The sequence below is a fragment of the Paenibacillus sp. Marseille-Q9583 genome (assembly GCF_976954365.1).
The window spans coordinates 57,670-77,735 of the sequence record NZ_CDRJTB010000016.1; the positions used below are offsets into that span (position 1 = coordinate 57,670).

At 46.3% G+C, this 20,066-nt stretch carries 4 protein-coding genes; all 4 read right to left on the reverse strand.

Features of this window, described 5'->3' with window-relative positions:
• Genes ACWNM1_RS10250 through ACWNM1_RS10265 form a run of 4 tightly spaced genes read right to left on the reverse strand, consistent with a single transcriptional unit; the run spans position 1 to position 20,064 of the window.
• Positions 1-4,773, reverse strand: coding sequence for an SDR family NAD(P)-dependent oxidoreductase (locus ACWNM1_RS10250; RefSeq protein ID WP_449600895.1), 4,773 nt, complete (start codon positions 4,771-4,773; stop codon positions 1-3).
• 38 nt (positions 4,774-4,811) lie between these two features.
• Positions 4,812-6,089 carry an ACP S-malonyltransferase gene (gene fabD, locus ACWNM1_RS10255; RefSeq protein WP_449600896.1) on the reverse strand — a complete coding sequence of 426 codons (1,278 nt, stop codon included), beginning with the start codon at positions 6,087-6,089 and terminating at the stop codon, positions 4,812-4,814.
• A 17-nt stretch (positions 6,090-6,106) separates the two neighbouring features.
• Positions 6,107-9,268 carry an amino acid adenylation domain-containing protein gene (locus ACWNM1_RS10260; protein WP_449600897.1) on the reverse strand — a complete coding sequence of 1,054 codons (3,162 nt, stop codon included), beginning with the start codon at positions 9,266-9,268 and terminating at the stop codon, positions 6,107-6,109.
• A gap of 56 nt (positions 9,269-9,324) precedes the next feature.
• Positions 9,325-20,064, reverse strand: coding sequence for an amino acid adenylation domain-containing protein (locus ACWNM1_RS10265; protein ID WP_449600898.1), 10,740 nt, complete (start codon positions 20,062-20,064; stop codon positions 9,325-9,327).
• Positions 20,065-20,066: the final 2 nt, after the last annotated feature.

Here is a 20,066-nt window from a genome sequence, read left to right on the forward strand (position 1 = left end):
TTAGTCCTGTATATAGGCCTCCGCTTGATCCGCAGCAAGCTTACCAGACGCGAGCCGCTCCAATATGAAATCAATGTTATCCTCAAAGCTACTGCTTACATTCACGCCTTCGATAACTGCAGGAACGGTCTTGCTTTCAATAAAGCCTGCCATTTCTAGAATGGTTGAATAAATGAATACATCCGTAATGTCGATAACACCGGGATATACCTTCTCTACTTCCTTCAGCAGATGTGAAGCCAGAAGAGAATCCCCACCAATCTCAAAGAACTTGTCATAGATGTCGATTTCATTCATGCCAAGAACCTTCGCCCAAATGCCTGCGATGCGGAGCTCAGTTGGAGTTAATGCCTCTCGATCCTTCCCTTTGATCGTAATCGCAGCATCCAGGTTATCAACTTGCTCTAAATTATTACTGCTCGTATGACTTCGTTTATATTTAGCATTCAGCGCTGGCGATAAGCTGACCGGAAGAAATGGAATCGATTCAGCAAAAATCGAATCATTCACTTCACCTACAAGCACCTGTCGATGCTCTAAGCTGCCGATAGTTGTTAAGGCCAGAATCCCTTCTGCAGAAGTTAAGGGTTTGAACATGCCCTCCTTCTCGCTGACACCGTAGTCCAGAGCCATTCCGGTTTCATTCCAGCCTGCCCAATTAATGGTGAGGGTCTTTCTACCTTGCTTATTTCTGAAAAATGAGTACGCATCCTGATAAGCATTCGCGGCGGTATAATCACTCTGTCCAGGTGCGCCAAAGACCGAGGTCAAGGATGAGCAGAGAATAAAGAAATCCAATGGGTCTTTCTCCGTAAGCTTGTCGAGCAGCCACGTCCCTTGTACCTTGGGCTTAAGCACTCTCACCATTTCTTCCATTTCTTTGCGGATGATGTAACCCTCCCCAGCTACACCTGCACAATGGATCATGCCGCTCAGCGTTCCATACTTCGCGCGGATACATTCAAGCGCAGGCTCAAGCTGATGCTCTTCAGTAATATCTACTGACATCCACTCCACTGTAGCTCCGCAGCTCTCCATCTCGCTCACTGCGTCTAGCAGCCGATGATATCCAGCCTGCAATTTCTGTTTCGCCAGTTCCAGTTGATGCCCTTTCGCTGGATAAGCGGTTCGGCTTAAGAGAATAATGGTTATATCTCCGAAGGAAGCAAGATATTTACCTATTTCAAGTCCAATACCTCCTGTTCCACCGGTGATAACATATACTCCACCCGGTCGGATCTTCAATCCATTCTCAAGTTCCCGGTGAATTTGAAGCTCAGTGAACTGCTCTACATAACGAACGCCATTTCGATAGGACGAAGTGAATTCCTGCTTAGGCATAAGTAGCTCTGCACTGGCTGCGGATACAGATTCATCTCCATCAAGCTCTACGCAGCGAACTGAAATATTGGTATATTCATGGCTGATTACTTTAGCTAGCCCGAAGAGTGAGGCATGATGTGGATGGATTTTTTGTTCCTCACCGTTCACTTCAAAAGCTTCAGTAGCCATAACAATAAGCTCCATCTCTCTTCCCCTCTTGGTACCCGCTAAAGCCTTAGATAAGTGAAAGAGGCTAATTACACCCAGTTGTATTTGTTCATTCACTTGCTCCACAGTTGCCGGGCTCTCGTCTTCCGATAAACCCCAAGCGTGAATGATTTTGTCCGCTGATAGATGTTTGGTTGCCTGAAGCAATTGTGCAAATCCTTCCAGCGTGTTAGGCAGTATAAAGGTTCTCCCATCCATCTGCTGAAACACTGTTCCGAGAAGGACTTGCGTAATCTCTACCCCGGAGGATTCTAAATACCCAGACATCTTCTGACAAATAGAGCTGTCATTCGCCAATATGATCACTCGCTCTGGTTGAGTCTGAGTTTCGGTCAGCTGAGCATCTCTCGGTTTGGGTATCCAGCAAATCTCATGATATTTACTCTGCTTTCCTGAGATCTCTTGCAGCTTCGTCTCGAACTCATGCAACTTCTTAATCGTGTAGTTATCAATCTCGCCGAAGACTTCGCCATCTAGATCCACCAGAGAAATATCAAAGGCTGCTACTTCGTCGCTGGCCTTGGACATGCTTTTTCTCCTAAGATAACTATAGAATCGACCAGGAATTGCTTTTGCGAATCTGGCTTTTTCGTAGTGAAGTGGTAAGTACAGGCCCTCTCCCGCAGTACCATTAGCAGCGTTAACCGCACCATCCAGCAAGGATGGGTATAAATAATATTTCTTCATCTCATCCACATAAGCCTCAGATATTTCTAGCTTCGCAAGTACCTCATCATCGCCAATATAAAGTTTGCGAATATTCCTCCATCTAGGACCAGTGTGCACAAGTGCTCCTGCCAGCGCCTCATCATCGATGATCAATTGGTGGAGACTACGCTGCTGAATCTCGCTGATATCCAGCTTCTTAGGTTTCCCGCTAGCTAATGGATAAATAAATCCCTCGGCATGCTTCACCCACTCCGATTCCGGTCGCGCTTTGCTCACAATCGTGAATTCCAGATGGTCAGCGAACATCCGAATACTGGTCTGAACCTCTTTCTCTTCGTCCTGATCCACGACTAAAGGTAGTGTAAAGAGGACATTTCTCAGCTCGATATTCTGGCTTCCATAATACTGACTACCTACCTCACGGGCCATTTCAATATAAGATGTTCCAGGAAGGATAGAATGCCCTCCAAGCACATGCTCGCGAAGCTCCCAATGTCTTTCGATACTAAATATCGTGGAGTAAATTTGAGTATCTATCGACTTAGCTAAGCATCTGTCCAATAGAGGATGACCAATGGTTTTCTCTGAAGCAGGTCTGCGCTCATGGTGACCTTTACTTTCTATCCAGCATCTTTTTCTAGTAAATGGGTATAAAGGAGCTCTCGTCTTGTGAATTTCTTGCCCTTCATACAGATGCTCCCATTCCACTTCAGCACCTCTCGTGTATACCTTAGCCAATGCGGCAAGAGAAGCCGTATCTGCATGTTGTTTTAAGCGGATGATCCATTCCTCAGCCTCACAAGTCAGGCGATGTTTATCTTCCTTAGTGATTTCGCCCTGCTCTCTGCTCTCTTTCAGTTGGGAGATCAGTTTGCTCTCTCCATAATAAATTCTGGGACAATTAACGTTCTCTGGATCTTGATTCAGCAGAATTTGTAAAAGATCCCGAAGTTCCTCCTTATCCGACAAAAGCAGCGCTAAACGGTAATTGTAATGTCCTCTTCCTGTATTGGCTGTATAGCATAGACTTTCCAGTGTAACTTCCGGTTCGGCCAGCAAGTGCTCACTGTAATGTCCAACTAAAGCTTTGAGAGCTTCCTTACCCTTCGCCGACAGTGTCAACAACTGCTCCCCAGATGCGCAAGATTTATGAATTACTGGAGGTGCCTCCTCCAGAATGACATGACTGTTCGTGCCACTTAAGCCGAAAGAGCTGACTCCACATCTCCGTGGCCCCTTTTCATTCTCCCATTCCATTAGCCGGTCATTAATGTAAAGGGGGGAATCGATAAAGGGTATGCTCCGGTTCGGGCGTTTGAAATGCAGGCTAGGGGGGAGCTTTTTATAATGAAGAGAAAGAATAGCCTTAATCATACCCGCCATGCCTGCCGCACCGTCCAAATGTCCAATATTCGTCTTCACCGAGCCTATTGCACAAAATTGCTTCTTATCCGTATGTTTGCGAAAGGCACGCTCCAATCCATTCATTTCTACCGGATCGCCCAGCTTCGTGCCTGTTCCATGAGCTTCAATATAAGTAATGGTGGCAGGATTAACTCTGGCATCCTCCCACGCCTTAAGAATCACAGCTTCCTGTGCGGCAGAATTAGGGGCCGTAATCCCCACCGAGCTGCCATCCTGGTTAATCGCACTGCCTTTAATGACCGCATAGATATCATCGCCATCGAGCATGGCTTGGTGCAGAGGCTTCAACAGTATAGCTCCTACACCTTCGCCGCCCCCCGTACCATCCGAGCTGTCGTCAAAGGTTCGGGTTCTGCCGTCCGATGCGCTGATACCGATATCCTCATTTTCGCTCTTGACTCCAGGAATGAGGTTCAGCTTCACGCCACCTGCTACAGCCAAATCGCAGTCTCCGTTACGTATGGCTTGGCATGCAATATGAACCGCTGTTAAGGACGAAGAACAAGCGGTGTCAATCAACATGCTCGGACCCTTAAGATCGAATAAGTAATTGATTCTGCTCGCGATAATGGACTTAATATTTCCCGGGATGGAAATGTTGAATAGAGAAGGATCCGCCATTTCAATAAACCGTAAGTATTCTTCCAATGAAATATTGCAGTATCCAACATAAATTCCGGTTTTACTGCCTACCAGTTTCTTACCTCCGTATCCGGCATCTTCAATGGCCCCCCACACTGCCTCTAGAAACAGTCGCTGATTCGGGTCCATCAAACTTGCCTCTGTAGGAGAAATAGAGAATAGCTGATAGTCAAACTTATCAATTTCCTCCAAATATGCTTTCTCAGAAAAGTTTAATTTCTTTGCGTCATCAGCATTCATAAAATGTCTAAGATAGTTCTCAGCATCGGCTCTTCGTTCCTGTGGATAAGGTCCAATCTGGTCCTTTCCGGTGCTTAAAGCATCCCAGTATTCATAGCGATTCTTAGAGCTCCCGAATTGGCAGGAGAGCCCGATCACTGCAATATCCCGTCTGGATCCCTGATCGGTTCTATTTATTCCGGGTCTGGAAGCTTCCGTATCTCTCTTCCGCCTTCCGCTTTCAAACTTGAAATCATTGTTGGCCATGCCCTTCACCTCCATCTAGTCCCGTGAACAGCCTTCTCTCATACCAGTACTTTATAGTCCTGAAATAAATGGCTGGTACCCGTCTCTGCAAACAGCTGCTCGAATCTTTCCGATGCCTCTTCCGGTGGTGTGCCCTTGGTCTTAAACACGCTTTCCAGCATAAGCACAGCTTCCTTCATCTCACTTAAACTAGGTTCTCTTCCTTCCTGCTCAAGTTTCTCTTGCAGCTGTTGAATTTGTTTGTAGGGTTCAGATACTCCCTTTTTGTAGGCTTCTTGATCCCAATTGCGGTTTCTAGTACTGACAGCAATCCCTAGGCTACGAGCTAGCAGCGATAAAGCTGGCCGAGAACCAGATGTTGGAACGGTTTGAACCTGCTCAATGGTCTCCTTGATTACTTCAAGGGATGGCGACTTATCAAAAGAGAGCGTTTGTATTTCAGGCGCTGTTCTGCTCATAAGATTGGTGAGCACGGCGCCTGGCCCAAACTCAATCGCTGTGGTGACCCCTTGTTCAGCCAAATATTTCATACTGGCTACCCACTGAACCGGAGCGACGATCTGTTTCACTAAATTGGCAACAATTTGTTCTCCACCTTCATAAGGACGACCAGAGATATTCGAGAGGACTGGAGTTCCAAACGGCCCTTTCTTAAAGCTGTATTTCAACAGCTCCTCGGAGAAACTCTCTGCTGCTGGTGCCATCAATGAACTGTGAAAGGGTCCCCCCACTTTTAAAAGAACTGCGCGTCCTCCAATACTCTTTAAAGCTTCAATCGCCGATTGGACTGCTTCTTTATGACCTGAAATCACAATTTGTGAAGGAGCGTTAATATTGGAAATAGCAACCGAGTATCCATCCCGCGATGCCAACGCACATTGTTTTTCAATCTCTGCTTGATCCACTCCGCTGATCGCAGCCATGGCCCCTGCTCCATCGGCTGCTGCGGCTTGCATTAGCAGCCCTCTTTTACGGGCAATTCGGATGGCATCCGTCAGGGATATCGCACCGGCGCAAGCTAATGCGGAAATTTCCCCAAGACTATGTCCAGCCATTAGATCCGCCGGGATGCCAATTCGATTCATATATACGCGATAAGCGGCAACACTCATGGCCACTAAAACAGGCTGCGTATTCTCCGTACGGGTCAGTTCCTCGATACTGCCTTCGAAAGTTAGTTTAGCCAGATCGAATCCAGCAGCTTCGTTTGCCTCTTCATATACTTCTTGAGCTTCGGGGTATAACGGCACCCAATTTTTACCCATTCCAGCATATTGAGAGCCTTGACCTGCAAATAAAAATGCGATTTTGCCCATGTACAATCACTCCTCTTCTATATTTGGACCTCAAGCATTTTGACAACGCTGTCCGCGTACTTCTCCATAAATTCAAAAACCTTAGCTTCCTTCCACAGATCTGTACGATAATCGCAGATACATTCATAGCCCTCTAAATCCTCAACAATTTGCACATATAAATCAGCCTGGTGAAGACTCATATTCTCCTCATAATCGTTATAAGAGAAGTATGGCACGATCGATTTGCAGTTCTTCAAGCGATCTGTTTCCAGCCAATCAATAGCTTGATAGACCGGATAGCCATCTGAGCCTTTCAGTCCGGAAATAGTTGCAGATACCTGCTCAAGCAGCTCATTAAATTGATAAATGTCATCGAAATCTGTTGTAACCGGCACAATCCATTGCAGATCCTCTGAAAGAACCTGGACTACAATTTCCTCTTGCACACTCATTTCAAATATCTGATAGAAGAATGCGGCTAAGAACAAGCTAGGTAGATCAAAGGCAGACCCTTCCTCCCAATCACGTAGCTGCTCCGCTCTCCATCCCTCTAGACGGAATCGAATGTTTCCATCCCCTTCCTCTTCCTCGAGGCTTCGCAAGCAATCCGCTCTAAGCATTACTTCTGTGTGAACGGGTTCGATCACCGCCGGCTGTGACCTCTCATCTATAAAGCGCGCAAGCTTGGATATGGACGGATAATCAAACAAATCAACGACTTTCACTTTTCCCGGAGCCTCCTCCTCCAATCTGGCATGAACGGATACTAGAAGCAGAGAATTCCCGCCTAGATCAAAGAAGTTATCATCGAGACCAATCTGCTCGACCTCTAGCAGTTCCCCCCAAATCCGAGAAAGCATCTGTTCAGTCTCTGTCTTGGATGAGGAATATAGAACCTCCAGCATAGGTCGTGCTACACTAGGCTCCGGTAAAGCGCGTCTGTCGATTTTCCCATTCGGGGTAATCGGTAGCTGCTTCAAATACATATAAGTCGAAGGCATCCATGCCTCGGGCAAAGTCTCAGAGAGGAACAATCGAAGCTGCGAAACCGGGATCTCCTGTCTAGCCACATAATAAGCAACCAGGTAATTGCCAGATTCCTTATTTTCACGGGTTGTGATTACACAACCCTCTACTTCTGGATATTGAGACAACCGATTTTCGATTTCCTCCAGTTCAATACGAACCCCTCGAATCTTGACCTGGTCATCCATTCTTCCGATGAATTCTATGTTTCCGTCGGAAAGCCATCTGGCGTAATCACCTGAACGGTACATCTTCTCTCCCGGCTCGAAGGGATTGCTGACAAACTTAGCTGCAGTTAATGCTTCATTATTCAGGTAGCCTCGTGCGAGACTATCCCCTGCGATACACATTTCCCCAATGATTCCCTCTGGTTGTAATGCTCCATACTCATCAATAATATAAATCCGCGTATTATGAATTGGGCGTCCTATATGATTGGCTAAGCGGGAATCGTGAATGGTATAACTGGTAGCGACAACGGTATTCTCTGTAGGGCCGTAGTTATTCACCAGCTTATAAGGTGTATTTCGCGTCTGCTTCAGCCGATCACCACCTGTAAGCAGAATCCGAAGTGTTGGACTATGATCTGGCAGCCTTACGAATCTTTCGCAGATGGAAGTGGGCAAAAAGCTAATGGATATCCCCTTCTCTTCAAAGAAGTGATTAAGCCTCACCATATCAAGCTTTGCTTCCGCAGGAACAATGTGGATGGAGGCACCCGCCAGCAAGTAAGGAAATATCTCCCAAACTGAAGCATCAAATCCGAACCCAGCATATTTTGTTGCTCGATCGGTAGCCGTTACCCCGAATTGATCCAGATGCCAGAAGCATAGGTTGAGTAAAGCTCGATGCTCAATCATGACACCCTTGGGTGCTCCTGTTGATCCTGATGTATAAATAACATAAGCCAGATCTTCCGGAGTATATGGTACATTTGGATTACCTAAGCTCTGTTCCTCGTCCCCTTCCGTCAGAACCTTCAGATCAATTAATCTTCCTCCGTAATGTTTGGGCAGCTCCAGATCTGTCTGGTATAACATCGCCTCTGCTTTACTGTCATTCAGCATGTACTGAATGCGGTCCAGCGGATATTCGGGATCAATCGGAAGATAAGCAGCTCCTGACTTTAAAATACCAAGTACACCACTGAACATCTCCAGTGAGGGCTGAGTCATAATGCCTACAATGGAACCGGTGCCTATGCCTTGTGCTTGCAGCTGGTGCGCAATTCGATTGGCAGCTGCATTAAGCTTCTGGTAAGTAAACTGCTGATTGCCGGATGTGACCGCCGCTTCATCCGGCGTCTCCAGTACTTTCGATTCAAACAGCTTCACCACGGATTGGGTCTGCGGATAAAGAGTAGCGATAGGGTTGAATTCATAAAGCAATCTGTTCTTCTCCTCAGGAGGAACAATATCGAGCTGCATAAACGGCTGATTGGGATGGCTCAGGGCTTCCATTAACCAATGAAGCAATTGGCCCGAGAGGGTAGAAACCTTCTCCGCTGAGAACAACAGACCGTTGTATACTACCTCCAGAATCATTGCTTCATTTCGCTCTACCAGAGCAAAAGCCATTTCCGCACCAATAATTTCCGCTTCTTCTGCACTTTCGATTGCTTCTGTAAGCACTAGCGTTTTCCAAGGTGACTCTCCCCATTCTACCTTAAGGGGCTCCAAACTTTTTTTAGGCTTCAAAGGTGAACTCTTGATGGAATCCTCGGTGAAAGTTTCCATGATGCCCGATTCTACAAGCTGTTCCATCAAAGAAGAACCAGGATCGATAGAAGTCAGCACAGGATATACCCTTCTCTCCACCTTCGAACCAGTTGCACTTTTCGTTAGCACCCCGGTTGTAATCAGTTGATTACCGCAATATTTGAAGAGCATATATTGCACGGCTCTTAACAGTAGAGAAACTTTTCCGCTGGAGGAGTTAGATACCACCTCCATTACTCTTTCAGCTAGAGCAGAGGGTAAGGGCATTCTGCTCTGCTGAAATTGATAGACTTCTTCAGGAAATAGATTTCTCTGCGTATGTTCCTCAGGAAACCCACTCCAGATTAGCTCCCCCTTAGACTGCTGCTTCTCTGAATCATCGCTAAGATCCCATAACTTCCGATCATGCTCTTGCTCCGGAAAGCCGCTCATGACCCGTTTATTTACTGCCATCTCTTCTCCTCCTTTTGAATATCATTCATTCCTTACTGACCTCCTTCTACAATGAATTAGGAGTATATCTCTTCAGCCGGAGAGTGGATATCCACTTCCTGAATATAACAATCAGGAGCCTCTGCCATGGTTCGAAGAACCCGCATATATTGGTTGGCCATATTGACTACGGTCTCTTCGCGGAAAAGCGAAGTTCTATAGTTGAAGCTGAAGTATAATCGATCGCTTCTTTCCCCGGCGAACAGTGCCAGGTCAAACTTGGTTAAACCTGAACGTATATCCAGCCTTTGAACAGCAAGCCCATTCATCACCGGATCAGCTTCCGTATCCGCCAAGCTCTGGAGCTCGAATAAGGTATCAAACAATGGATTTCGGGATGCATCTCGTGCAAGCTTCAGATCGCTGATCATATGCTCGAAAGGGAAATCCAGATGGTTAAATGCAGACAACGTCTCCTCCTTCAACTCTCTAAGGAAGGTTCTAAAGGTCTTCTTCCCTTGCGGACGGCTGCGAATAGCGGCTGTATTCACCAACATGCCCACCATGGAGCTTAAATCGCCATGGCTTCTACCAGATACGCCACAACCGACAATAACATCCTCGCTATCCACATACTTGGACAACCAAATATGATAACAAGCAGCCAGCACATTGTTCAGGGTAGTTCCTTCCGTTATGGAAAGCTTCTTCAGGGCTTCCCTCAATTCAGGCTCTGCTTCAAAGCAGACGTCCCTGCCTTCATACGTTCTAGTTACAGAACGAGGGTGGTCGGTCGGGAGATCTTTAGAGGGAAGAACACCTGAGAACATCTTCATCCAATAGCTCTTTTGCTCACTGTACATCTCGGACTGTAGAAAGTTCTCCTGCCATACAGAGAAATCCTTATACTGTACTTCCAGCTTCGAAAGACCTGTTCCGTTGTATAGCGCAGTTAAGTCGCGAAGCAGAACAGATATTGAGGTTCCGTCTGAAACAATATGGTGCATGTCAAGGAACAATACATTTCTCTGCTCATGAATGTTAAGCAGAACGGCTCGGAATAAAGGAGCACGAGTCACATCAAAGGATCTACTATACGATTTCAGTGCTTTTTCCAGGCTAACCTCAGGGATTTTTCGATACCCCATACGAAATGGAACTTCGGAATGAACCTGCTGCACAATCTTGCCTTGATTCAGATGAAAGGAGGTTCTTAATGGCTCATGCCTTGCAATCAGCTGCTCCAAGGCCTGTTCCAACCGGGTACGATCCAGAACGCCGTCAAGCATAAGCGCTACAGGCATGTTATAGACCGTGCTGCTCTCCTGCATTTGGTTCAGTACAAACATCCGTTTTTGTGCTGAGGAAGCAGGGTACAATCCACTAGCTTCCAGTGATACTACAACTCTTGCCAAGGTCTCCCGCTGCTCTTGTTCAAGTAAGCTTGCAAGCTCCCGGATGGTTGGATAATGGAATAATTCAGCAATAGCCACCTTGATGCCCATTTGCTTATGAATTTCGGATACCAGCGAGATCGCCCGGATCGAATCGCCCCCGAGTTCGAAGAAATTATCCGAGGCAGTCACCCCCGTCTTCCCTAAAACCTTATTCCATACCTCTGCCAGACTGCGTTCACACTCATTCTGGAACGTTGAGTCCTCATTTTCTCGCTTGGAGGTGAACTTAGGGGCAGGCAATGCTGCAATATCCGTTTTCCCATTAGACGTCAGCGGGAACTGCTCCAGATGAATAAAAGCGGCTGGAAGCATGTAATCTGGAAGACGACAGGATAGATGCTTCCGTAATTCTCGATCTTCTACCTTTCCCTCGCCGATAATATAAGCGCACAAGTATAACTTTCCTTCATCATCCTTTCTGCCGATAACAAGCGCTTGAGTTACCGCTTCATGACGGAGCAGCTCGTTCTCGATTTCATCAGTCTCAATCCGGTATCCGCGAATTTTGATTTGACGATCTATTCTTCCGATGTAGCAAAGGTTTCCGTCTGGCAGCCACTTCACCAAATCCCCTGTCTTATACATGCGTTTTTCTGGAAAATAAGGATTGGAAATGAACTTTTCTGCGTTCAGCTCCGGTCGATTCAAGTAACCGGCAGCCAAACCTGTACCTGAAATACATAGCTCCCCTTCCATACCTGCTGGCATCAGAAGATGATCCTTGCCAAGTACGTAGATCTCCGTGTTTGCAATCGGCTTACCAATATAGACAGGTCTATCCGGCTGCAGATTTCTAAAGAAGGTTGTTGCCACGCTATTCTCCGTAGGTCCGTATTCATTCATCAACTCTGTGTGTGGGAGCAGTCGTTTGCTCTCTTCAATCACATGTTTCGTAATCTGTTCACCTGCCAATGTCACTTGATTTAGCGAATGTAGACGTTCTGCTTCACAGCATTCAAGAAGAGCCAGATACAGGCTAGGCACTGCTATAAAATGAGTTACATGGTAATCAGAAATACTGTCCGCGATAACAAACGGGTCCTTAGCCTCACGATCAGACAGTAGAACTACCCGACTTCCCGAGATGAGTGGAGTGAATAGACTTGTCAGGAAGCCATCGAATGAGAAAGAAAATAACTGAAGCACAGTGTCTGAGATCCCGAGTGCATAAGCCTCACGGCGCCATTGCAGCGTATTGGCTATACTCCGTTGAGTAACGGCCACCCCTTTGGGTCTTCCCGTCGTACCCGAAGTGTAGATGACATAGGCTAGATCGTCCGGTGATTTCTTCAAAGGCAAAGTTCCCTCGTCCTGATGCTCCACCGGTTTTTCAAAATTAATCACCGTACCTGAGAAATGAATCTTCTTGCTTCCTTGTTCATTAATTAGCAGCCACTTGGCTCCGCAATCCTCCAGCATGAAAGAGATTCTCTCCTGCGGGTAATCTGGATCAAGAGGTACATAAGCCCCTCCAGCTTTCCATATCGCTAGAATTCCGATAACCATCTCGATCGAACGATCCAGCATCACAGCAACCGTAGCTGAAGGTTGAATACCCAAGCTGACAAACCCTCTTGCCATTTGCTCTGCACGCTCGTTTAGCGCTCCGTAGGTGATCTGTGAGTCGCCATGGACTAATGCGATCTGCTCGGGATTCGATACTGCCTGCTCTTCAAACAACAGGAGTAAAGTATTATTTTCCTCGTATTCAACCGCAGTGTTGTTGTAGCCGAACAAAAGCGCCTCTTTTTCAGCTCCGTTCACCATCTCAAGCATGGAGATACTGGTATCAGGACAGCTGCACAACTGGCTCAACACCTCAGTAAAGTAACGACTAAGTCTTTTTACCGTCTCTAGCTTGAATAGTTGGAGACTATAATCCCATTTCAGTGAGATCCCGACAGCTATCTCTTCCACAGCCACTAGTGTAAGATCCGTCTTGGCACTACCAGCACTGTTCTGAATAGGTGTGCATACCGTATCTCCAAACTGAAGTCGGCCTGACTCAGTATTCTCATAGATGAACATGGCGTCAAATAGTGGATTACGGCTAGCATCAGGCTTTACATCGAGTGCATGAACTAAATGATCGAAAGGATAGTCCTGATTTTCAAAAGCATTCAGTGTAGTCATTTTGATCTCTTGTAGAAATTGCTTTCCTGTTTTATCGAAAGCTGGATTTCCTCGAATGACCAAGGTTTGAGCAAACATCCCTACCGTATCGTGGATATCACCTTCTGTTCTTCCCGCTGCCACGGTTCCTACAAGTAGATCTTGTTCTCCAGTAATCTTGGCTAACATGATTTGAAAAGCGGCCATTAAGACCATATAGGATGTCGTACCTGTCTCTCGACTGAGTGCTCCGATCCTTCCGAACAATTCCTCATTCAATGTGGCCGTCAAGCTGGCACCTTCAAAGGAACGAACAGCTGGTCTCGGAAAATCCACTGGCAAGTTCAACGCCGGAATATCACCTTGTAGTTGCTCTATCCAGTAGTTCTCTTGTGCTTTCATACTTTCAGAGCGGATGAACTGCTGCTGCCAGACCGCATAATCCTTATACTGGCGCCACACTGGTGGTAATAATTCCCTACGATAGAGCTGCATCCACTCTTTAAAAAGAATCGCTATTGAGCTGCCATCGCTTATGCTGTGATGCATATCGAGCATGAGCAAATGCCTTCCGGTAGACAGTGTTCCGATTCCGCAACGTACCAAAGGTCCTTTGGTAAGCTCAAAGGGACGAATAAAGCCCCCCATCATCTCCTCTGATTGCTCTTCTGTCCCTTGGTAATGTTCAAGTGGAATCTTCTGCTCTGGCAGAATCCGCTGAGCCACCGTCCCCTCTACCTCTTCAAATACTGTACGTAAAGCTTCATGACGATTCGTTAACTCCTGAAGACTTTCTCCCAGTCTTGCAAGGTCTAGCTCCCCATCCAGGTATACCGCAAAGGGGATATTGTAGCCGATATTATCCGGTTCTCTCATGGATGAAGCGTAGATCCGCTGCTGTGCAGAGGATGCCGGGTACAACACCTGAAACTCTGCCACTGGAACAACCCGTTCTAAGTTAGGCTGCGCCAGGTTCATATTCTCTGATAATTGTCTAACCGTCGGACCCGAAAATAATTTTGAAAGTGGCAGATGAAGCTGAAATTGCTGCTGTATTTTGGCTAAAAGGACCATCGCCTTCAGCGAATGTCCGCCAAGCCCGAAGAAATCATCATGCACACCGATACCCTGAACACCCAATACTTCCTTCCAGAGTTGCAGAAGCAGCTCTTCTTGTGTATTCGCTGGTCCTTCAAAGAGTTGATCGCCCGCTTCTAATAGTCCGTGCATTGGCTCAGGAAGAGCCCGAGTATTCACCTTTCCATTTGAGGTCAAAGGCAGCGAATCCATAAAGATGAAATGGGCTGGAATCATATATTCCGGCAATCTTTGACTTAAGTAATGGCGGATATCCGTCGGCTTAAGCAATTCGTCAGTAACCAGATACGCGCATAATTGCTTGTTTCCTATACCGTTGTCTTTGGCGAGCACTACCCCCTCTTGCACTCCAGCCAACTGTAGCAGCACTGCCTCTATTTCCCCTGGCTCTACACGAAATCCACGAATCTTTACCTGTTGATCTATTCTGCCGTGGAACTCTATCGATCCGTCCGGAAGCCAGCGGCCCAAATCCCCCGTCTTATACATCGTGCAGCCTTCCAGATATGCATGCTCTACAAATTTTTCTGCGGTCATCTCCGCCTGATTCAGATAGCCGAGTGATAAGCCGTCACCGGAAATCATAATTTCCCCGAGCGCACCTATAGGCTGCAATTGATGGTAACGATCCACAATGAACACTTGGGTATTGGAGACTGGTCTGCCGATCGGAAGGGTTCCCGAATTTGAAAGAGCCTTAACTTCCTGGTAAGTAGCGAATACCGTACTTTCCGTTGGTCCATATACATGAATCAGCTTATCGTCACCAAAGGTATCGAGTGCTCTACGAACATGATTTACAGAAACTCGTTCCCCGCCAAAGAGGACTTTTCTTACCTGAGACAAGGCTTCAACGTTCACATCCACGACGGTATTGAATAATGCGGTGGTAATAAACAGTAGCGAAATGCGTTCGTTCTCGATCATCTTCGTCCATTCCGCGATATCCGAAATCGACTCCTTGTCAATTAGCACCAGCTTAGCACCATTTAAAAGAGCGCCGAAAATATCAAAGGTAGATCCGTCAAAAGCATAATTGGATAATTGCAGCAGTGCGTCATCTTCAGTAATTTTGATATAGTTAGTATTCCTTACAATGCGGATAATGCCGGAATGACTGCTTATCGTTCCTTTCGGCTTGCCGGTAGATCCTGAAGTGTACATTACATAGGCTGGAGAGGAGGAATCTATCTGACAAGGAAAAGGTATGAATGATTCGTTAACCTGGAGTGCATGCAGACCATCGAGCCAGATCACTTCACGCAGAACTTCTCTCGTTGTTTCATGAATTTTTGTTACTAATAAACTTTGGGTTAAAAGTACCTGAATCCGCGCATCCTCAATAATGGTGCCGATACGTTCTTGTGAATACTCTGGATCTATAGGTACGTAGGCTCCGCCTGCTTTCAATATTCCCAAGATCCCAATGATCATTTCAAATGAACGTTCCACCATCAGCCCCACTCTATGACCTGGGCCAACACCTTGAGTTCGAAGCAGATAAGCCAACCTTCCAGACTGCTGATCCAGCTCCTCATATGTCATTTGCTCTTCCCCAGAGACTAGGGCAACATGTGTGGGAAACTTTGCCGCCTGCTCCTCAAATAACTGCGGAACCGTTAGATCTCTTGGATAGTCCGTCCAGGTATCGTTAAATTCCTGAACAATGACCGCTCTCTCTTCCTCGCTTATCAGCTGCAGTTCTTTTATTGGGGCATCTGTCTTCCTAGTCATCTCCTGTATAATATTCAAATAGTGCTCTGAAAAACGCCGTATCGTCTCCCGCTGGAACAAATCGGTTCCATACTCCCATCGGAAAACAATTTCATCCATACGCTCCTCGGCAAACACCGTCATATCAAACTTAGCTATCTTATAATCAAAAGGATAGTAAGACAGCTTGGCATGGCCCAGTTCAATCTGCGGAACATCCATATTCTCCAGAATAAACATGGTATCAAAGATCGGATTCCTGCTTTTTTCTCTTCGTACCCTAAGCACATCCAGCAGCTCGTCGAAAGGGTAATGCTGATTCTCGAATACATCCAACGAACGCTCCTTGATTTCTTTCAGGAAATCAAAAACGGTCTTGTCACCTTCCGGATAATTTCTGTGCGCTACCGTATTCACGAACATGCCCATTGTCCGTTCCAAATCCGCATGTGGCCTTCCCATGGAGACTGAACCGACGATAATATCCTCTTGCCCCGTGTATTTTGATAAAAGAATATTATAGGCTGCCAGCAAGACCATAAATAAAGTGGCACCCGTTTCTCTGGATAATCGCCGAATATCATCGACAGCCGCTCCATTCAAGGTGAAATCAATAAAGTCACCTTTGAAGCTTTGTACTGCTGGCCTTGGAAAATCACTTGGCAGATTCAAGACGGGAAGATCGTCCTGAAGTTGTTCCTTCCAGAATTGCTCCTGTTTACCGCGCTCCTCCACTCCTTCTGAACTCAATCTCCACTCCGTATAATCCTTGTACTGGATAGTAGCTTCTTCTATAGAACAACCAGCATAAAGATCCATTAGTTCCTGAAATAAAATCGCTGTGGAGATGCCATCAGAAGCAATATGATGAATGTCCATCAGTAGCAGTTGTCTTCCATCCTCAATTCTAACCGTCTGTGCTCTGAGCATCGGAACCCTGTCTAAGGCAAACGGAGCAATAAACTCATCAATTATTGAAGCAACAGAATCTCTATCTCCTGTAATATCCGGGACTTCAAAAGAGAACTCCTGATGCACTTGCTGCATCAGCCCTTCCTCCGTCATAAGATAAGACGTCCGCAGAATTTCATGCCGTCCGATAATATCTTTCATGGCCTGCTGCAACCGTAAGCGATCCAGCTCCCCATCCACGATCCATATATTCGGCATATTATAGGTGGTCGAATGATCATCCAGCTGACTTAAGGCGTAAATTCTTTGCTGCACTGGCGATGCCGAATACATCACCCGTGACTCAGCTGACTGGATGGGTACCTGTACTCGCTGGATTGCCCCTCCCATCCAATCCGCAAGACCTGCTACAGTGGAAGTGACGAATAGTTGTTTAAGTGGGACCTCGATACTAAGCTCCTTTTGAATTCGAGATACAAGCACCATGGCCTTAAGCGAATGACCTCCCAGTAAGAAGAAATCATCTTGAATACCTACACGTTCTATATTCAAGACCTCTTGCCAGATATAAGTCAGCTTGCTCTCCAGCTTATTGCGTGGAGCTTCATAGATGTTGTATAAGAAAGCGCCTGCTTCCGGTTCGGGAAGCTCCTTCTTGTTGACTTTACCGTTAGGAGTTACAGGTAAGGTATCCAGCTCCATGAAATAGGTTGGAATCATAAAATCAGGTAGTAATTGAGTCAGGAAAGCTCTTAACTCTGCTGGCTTCAGACCTGAATCTGTTACATAATACGCGCAAAGTAAATTTTGTCCGCTGGAATCCTGACGGCCAATCACTACTGCATCTGTGATGTCCTTATGCTGCTGTATCTGATATGCCACCTCGGCGGGTTCCACTCGGTAGCCTCTTATTTTTATCTGATCATCTATCCGTCCTAGGTAAGCAATAGAGCCATCCGGCAGCACTCTACCTCTGTCGCCTGTACGGTATAATCGTTCTTCACGTCCTGATAAAGACAGGATTAGAAACTTACTGCTATTCAAATCCTCACGGTTTATATACCCTTTGCCTACTCCATTTCCAGCAATGCAGATTTCCCCGGCTAAACCCGTCGGCATCAGGTGATTGTTCTTATCTACAATGTAGATTCTAGTATTATCAATAGGTTTGCCAATCGTTGGCATCTGGCTAAATTGCTCTAATCCATCTCGTTCCATCCACTGAGCAATACTGCCGATTGTAGCTTCCGTAGGGCCATAATGATTCATTACTTGAATGTTACTGCTAAGCTGGAAGGTCCGTTCCACGTCCCTCACATGAATCGGTTCACCGCCAAGTACTAGCACTCTCAAGGATGGGAAGAACAGCTCCGCAGCCTCCGTTTCGTTTTGCAACGTGCTGTAAAGTGTTGGTGTCATTTTTAAGAAGGTAAGATTATGAACTCTACCATATTCAAGAAGCCGCTGTGGCGATGCATATAACTCTTTATCCAGTAAATGAAGTTCGCATCCACTTACCATTGCTGAGAAAAGAGCAGTATATCCGAGGTCAAAAGCAAAGGAAGAGGTTAAGGCCGTCTTATCACTGGACCGAAGCTCTGCTGTACGCTGAAACCAACTCAAGTAATTCACAAGATTATGGTGAGCGATCGCGACTCCTTTAGGAACTCCCGTTGTTCCACTGGTATAGATCACATACGCCGTATCGGTTGGATCATTATCCGGCCATTGGATCTCCGCACCATTCTCCATTTCATTGCTAGCTAGATACAGCGTTTCTACCGGAAGCTCCTCTGCCCGAAGATTGCCCTCTTGTGTAATTAGCAGCCTTGCTTCACTATCTTTTAGCATATAAGCTTGTCGTTCTGCCGAGAATTCAGGATCTATCGGTACATATCCAGCTCCCGCTTTTAACACACCCCAGATGGCTACGATCATCTCTAGCGAAGGCTCAGCCATAATCCCTATAATATCTCCGGGGCCTATCGCCCATTCTCTGAGCTCACGAGCGAGCGTATTCGATTTTCCATCCAGCTCAGCGTAGGTCAACTTACTTTCGCCATATACCAGTGCAACGTTATCCGGATTCTGACTAGCCTGCTGCTTAAGCCACTGTGTAAGGGTCCCTGGCTGTTCCAAGGCAGAATACTCTGTTCCCTTTGCCGATCCTGAAGTAGCAGCATCTGTTCCTGGTAGCAGCATCAATTCGCTGATTCTCATATCCGTCCGATCCAGAAGACTTTCGGCAATTAATTCGATGTGTCTTTGAATGCCCTCTATAAAAACCTGATCATATACCTTGGTGTTGTAACCCAAACGTATGGAGATTTCTCCACTAGGAACGATTACAACATTAAAGTGATAGTTGGTCTGTTCGAAGACCTGCACTTGGCTTAATACAAAGCCCAGATCACGTTCATTTTTTAATTGAATCCCTTCTTCCAACGGGTAATTCTCAAAGACAAGCACATGGTCCAGAAGCTCCCGCTTGAGTAACGAAGCATTCTGAATTTCAGGTAAAGCTACAAATTCATTCCCTGAAGAAAGCGCTACATGATCTCTTACCGTCTCCAGCAATTCTGCAAAAGTAGTCTGATCATTTCTGCGAATACGAACCGGAATGGAATTGATGAACATGCCAACCATTTGTTCAATCCCGCTCACCTCCGGCGGACGCCCAGAGACCACCGAGCCAAACACTACATCATCCACATTATTATATTTCTGCAGTACAATACCCCAGATCATATGCAGCATCGTACTCAGCGTAACACCACTCTTTCGGGCTAAGGCCTCTAATCTCTCGGTCAACGCCCGGTTTACGGTAAAGCTCACTTCTGAGAGCGAGTAGGCTTCACCTTCAGCATTATCCGGCTTCCATGCAGGAACTCCCGCACGCTGCTCATATCCCGACAAATAATGGTTCCAATAATCCATCGCTGAATCTTTATCCTGCTTCTCTAACCATTGAATATAGTTAGAGAACGGCAACACCTGCCGAGTTCTTATCGGTCTGTTTCTCTTAAGCTGCCGATACATACGCCTGAAATCCCGTAGTAGCAAGCCGACACTCCAGCCATCAAGTATGATATGGTGAAATGTCCATATGACATCGACTCGGCGGTCGCTCCGCTCAATAACCGTCAACCTGACAGGAGCATCCAGCGTTAAATCGAACGGCTGACTTCTGTCTGATGCTTTATATTGTTCTATAAATTCAGATTGTGCTGTCTCATCCAACCCGATAACCTGTTCTGTACGAATACTCTGCACCCGCTGCTTCAGTACGACCTGCACCGCTTTTTTCACATTCTTATGAATGAACACGGTACGTAGAGCCTCGTATTTCTCAACGAGCAGTGCGATCGTCTTTTCAAAGATACGTGGATTAAATTCGCCTTGCAGACTAAAGTGAAATTGCTCTAGGTAGACGCTGGAAGCTGGATGCATTAAATGATGGAAGAGCATTCCCTCCTGCATAGGTGTCAGAAAATAAATATCCTTAATATCCGCCTTTGTATACATTT

Excerpts from the sequence above, each read along its gene's own strand:
- ACWNM1_RS10250 (WP_449600895.1), bottom strand. The coding sequence starts at position 4,773 with ATGGCCAACAATGATTTCAAGTTTGAAAGCGGAAGGCGGAAGAGAGAT.
- ACWNM1_RS10265 (WP_449600898.1), bottom strand. The coding sequence starts at position 20,064 with ATGTATACAAAGGCGGATATTAAGGATATTTATTTTCTGACACCTATG.
- fabD (WP_449600896.1), bottom strand. The coding sequence starts at position 6,089 with ATGGGCAAAATCGCATTTTTATTTGCAGGTCAAGGCTCTCAATATGCT.
- ACWNM1_RS10260 (WP_449600897.1), bottom strand. The coding sequence starts at position 9,268 with ATGGCAGTAAATAAACGGGTCATGAGCGGCTTTCCGGAGCAAGAGCAT.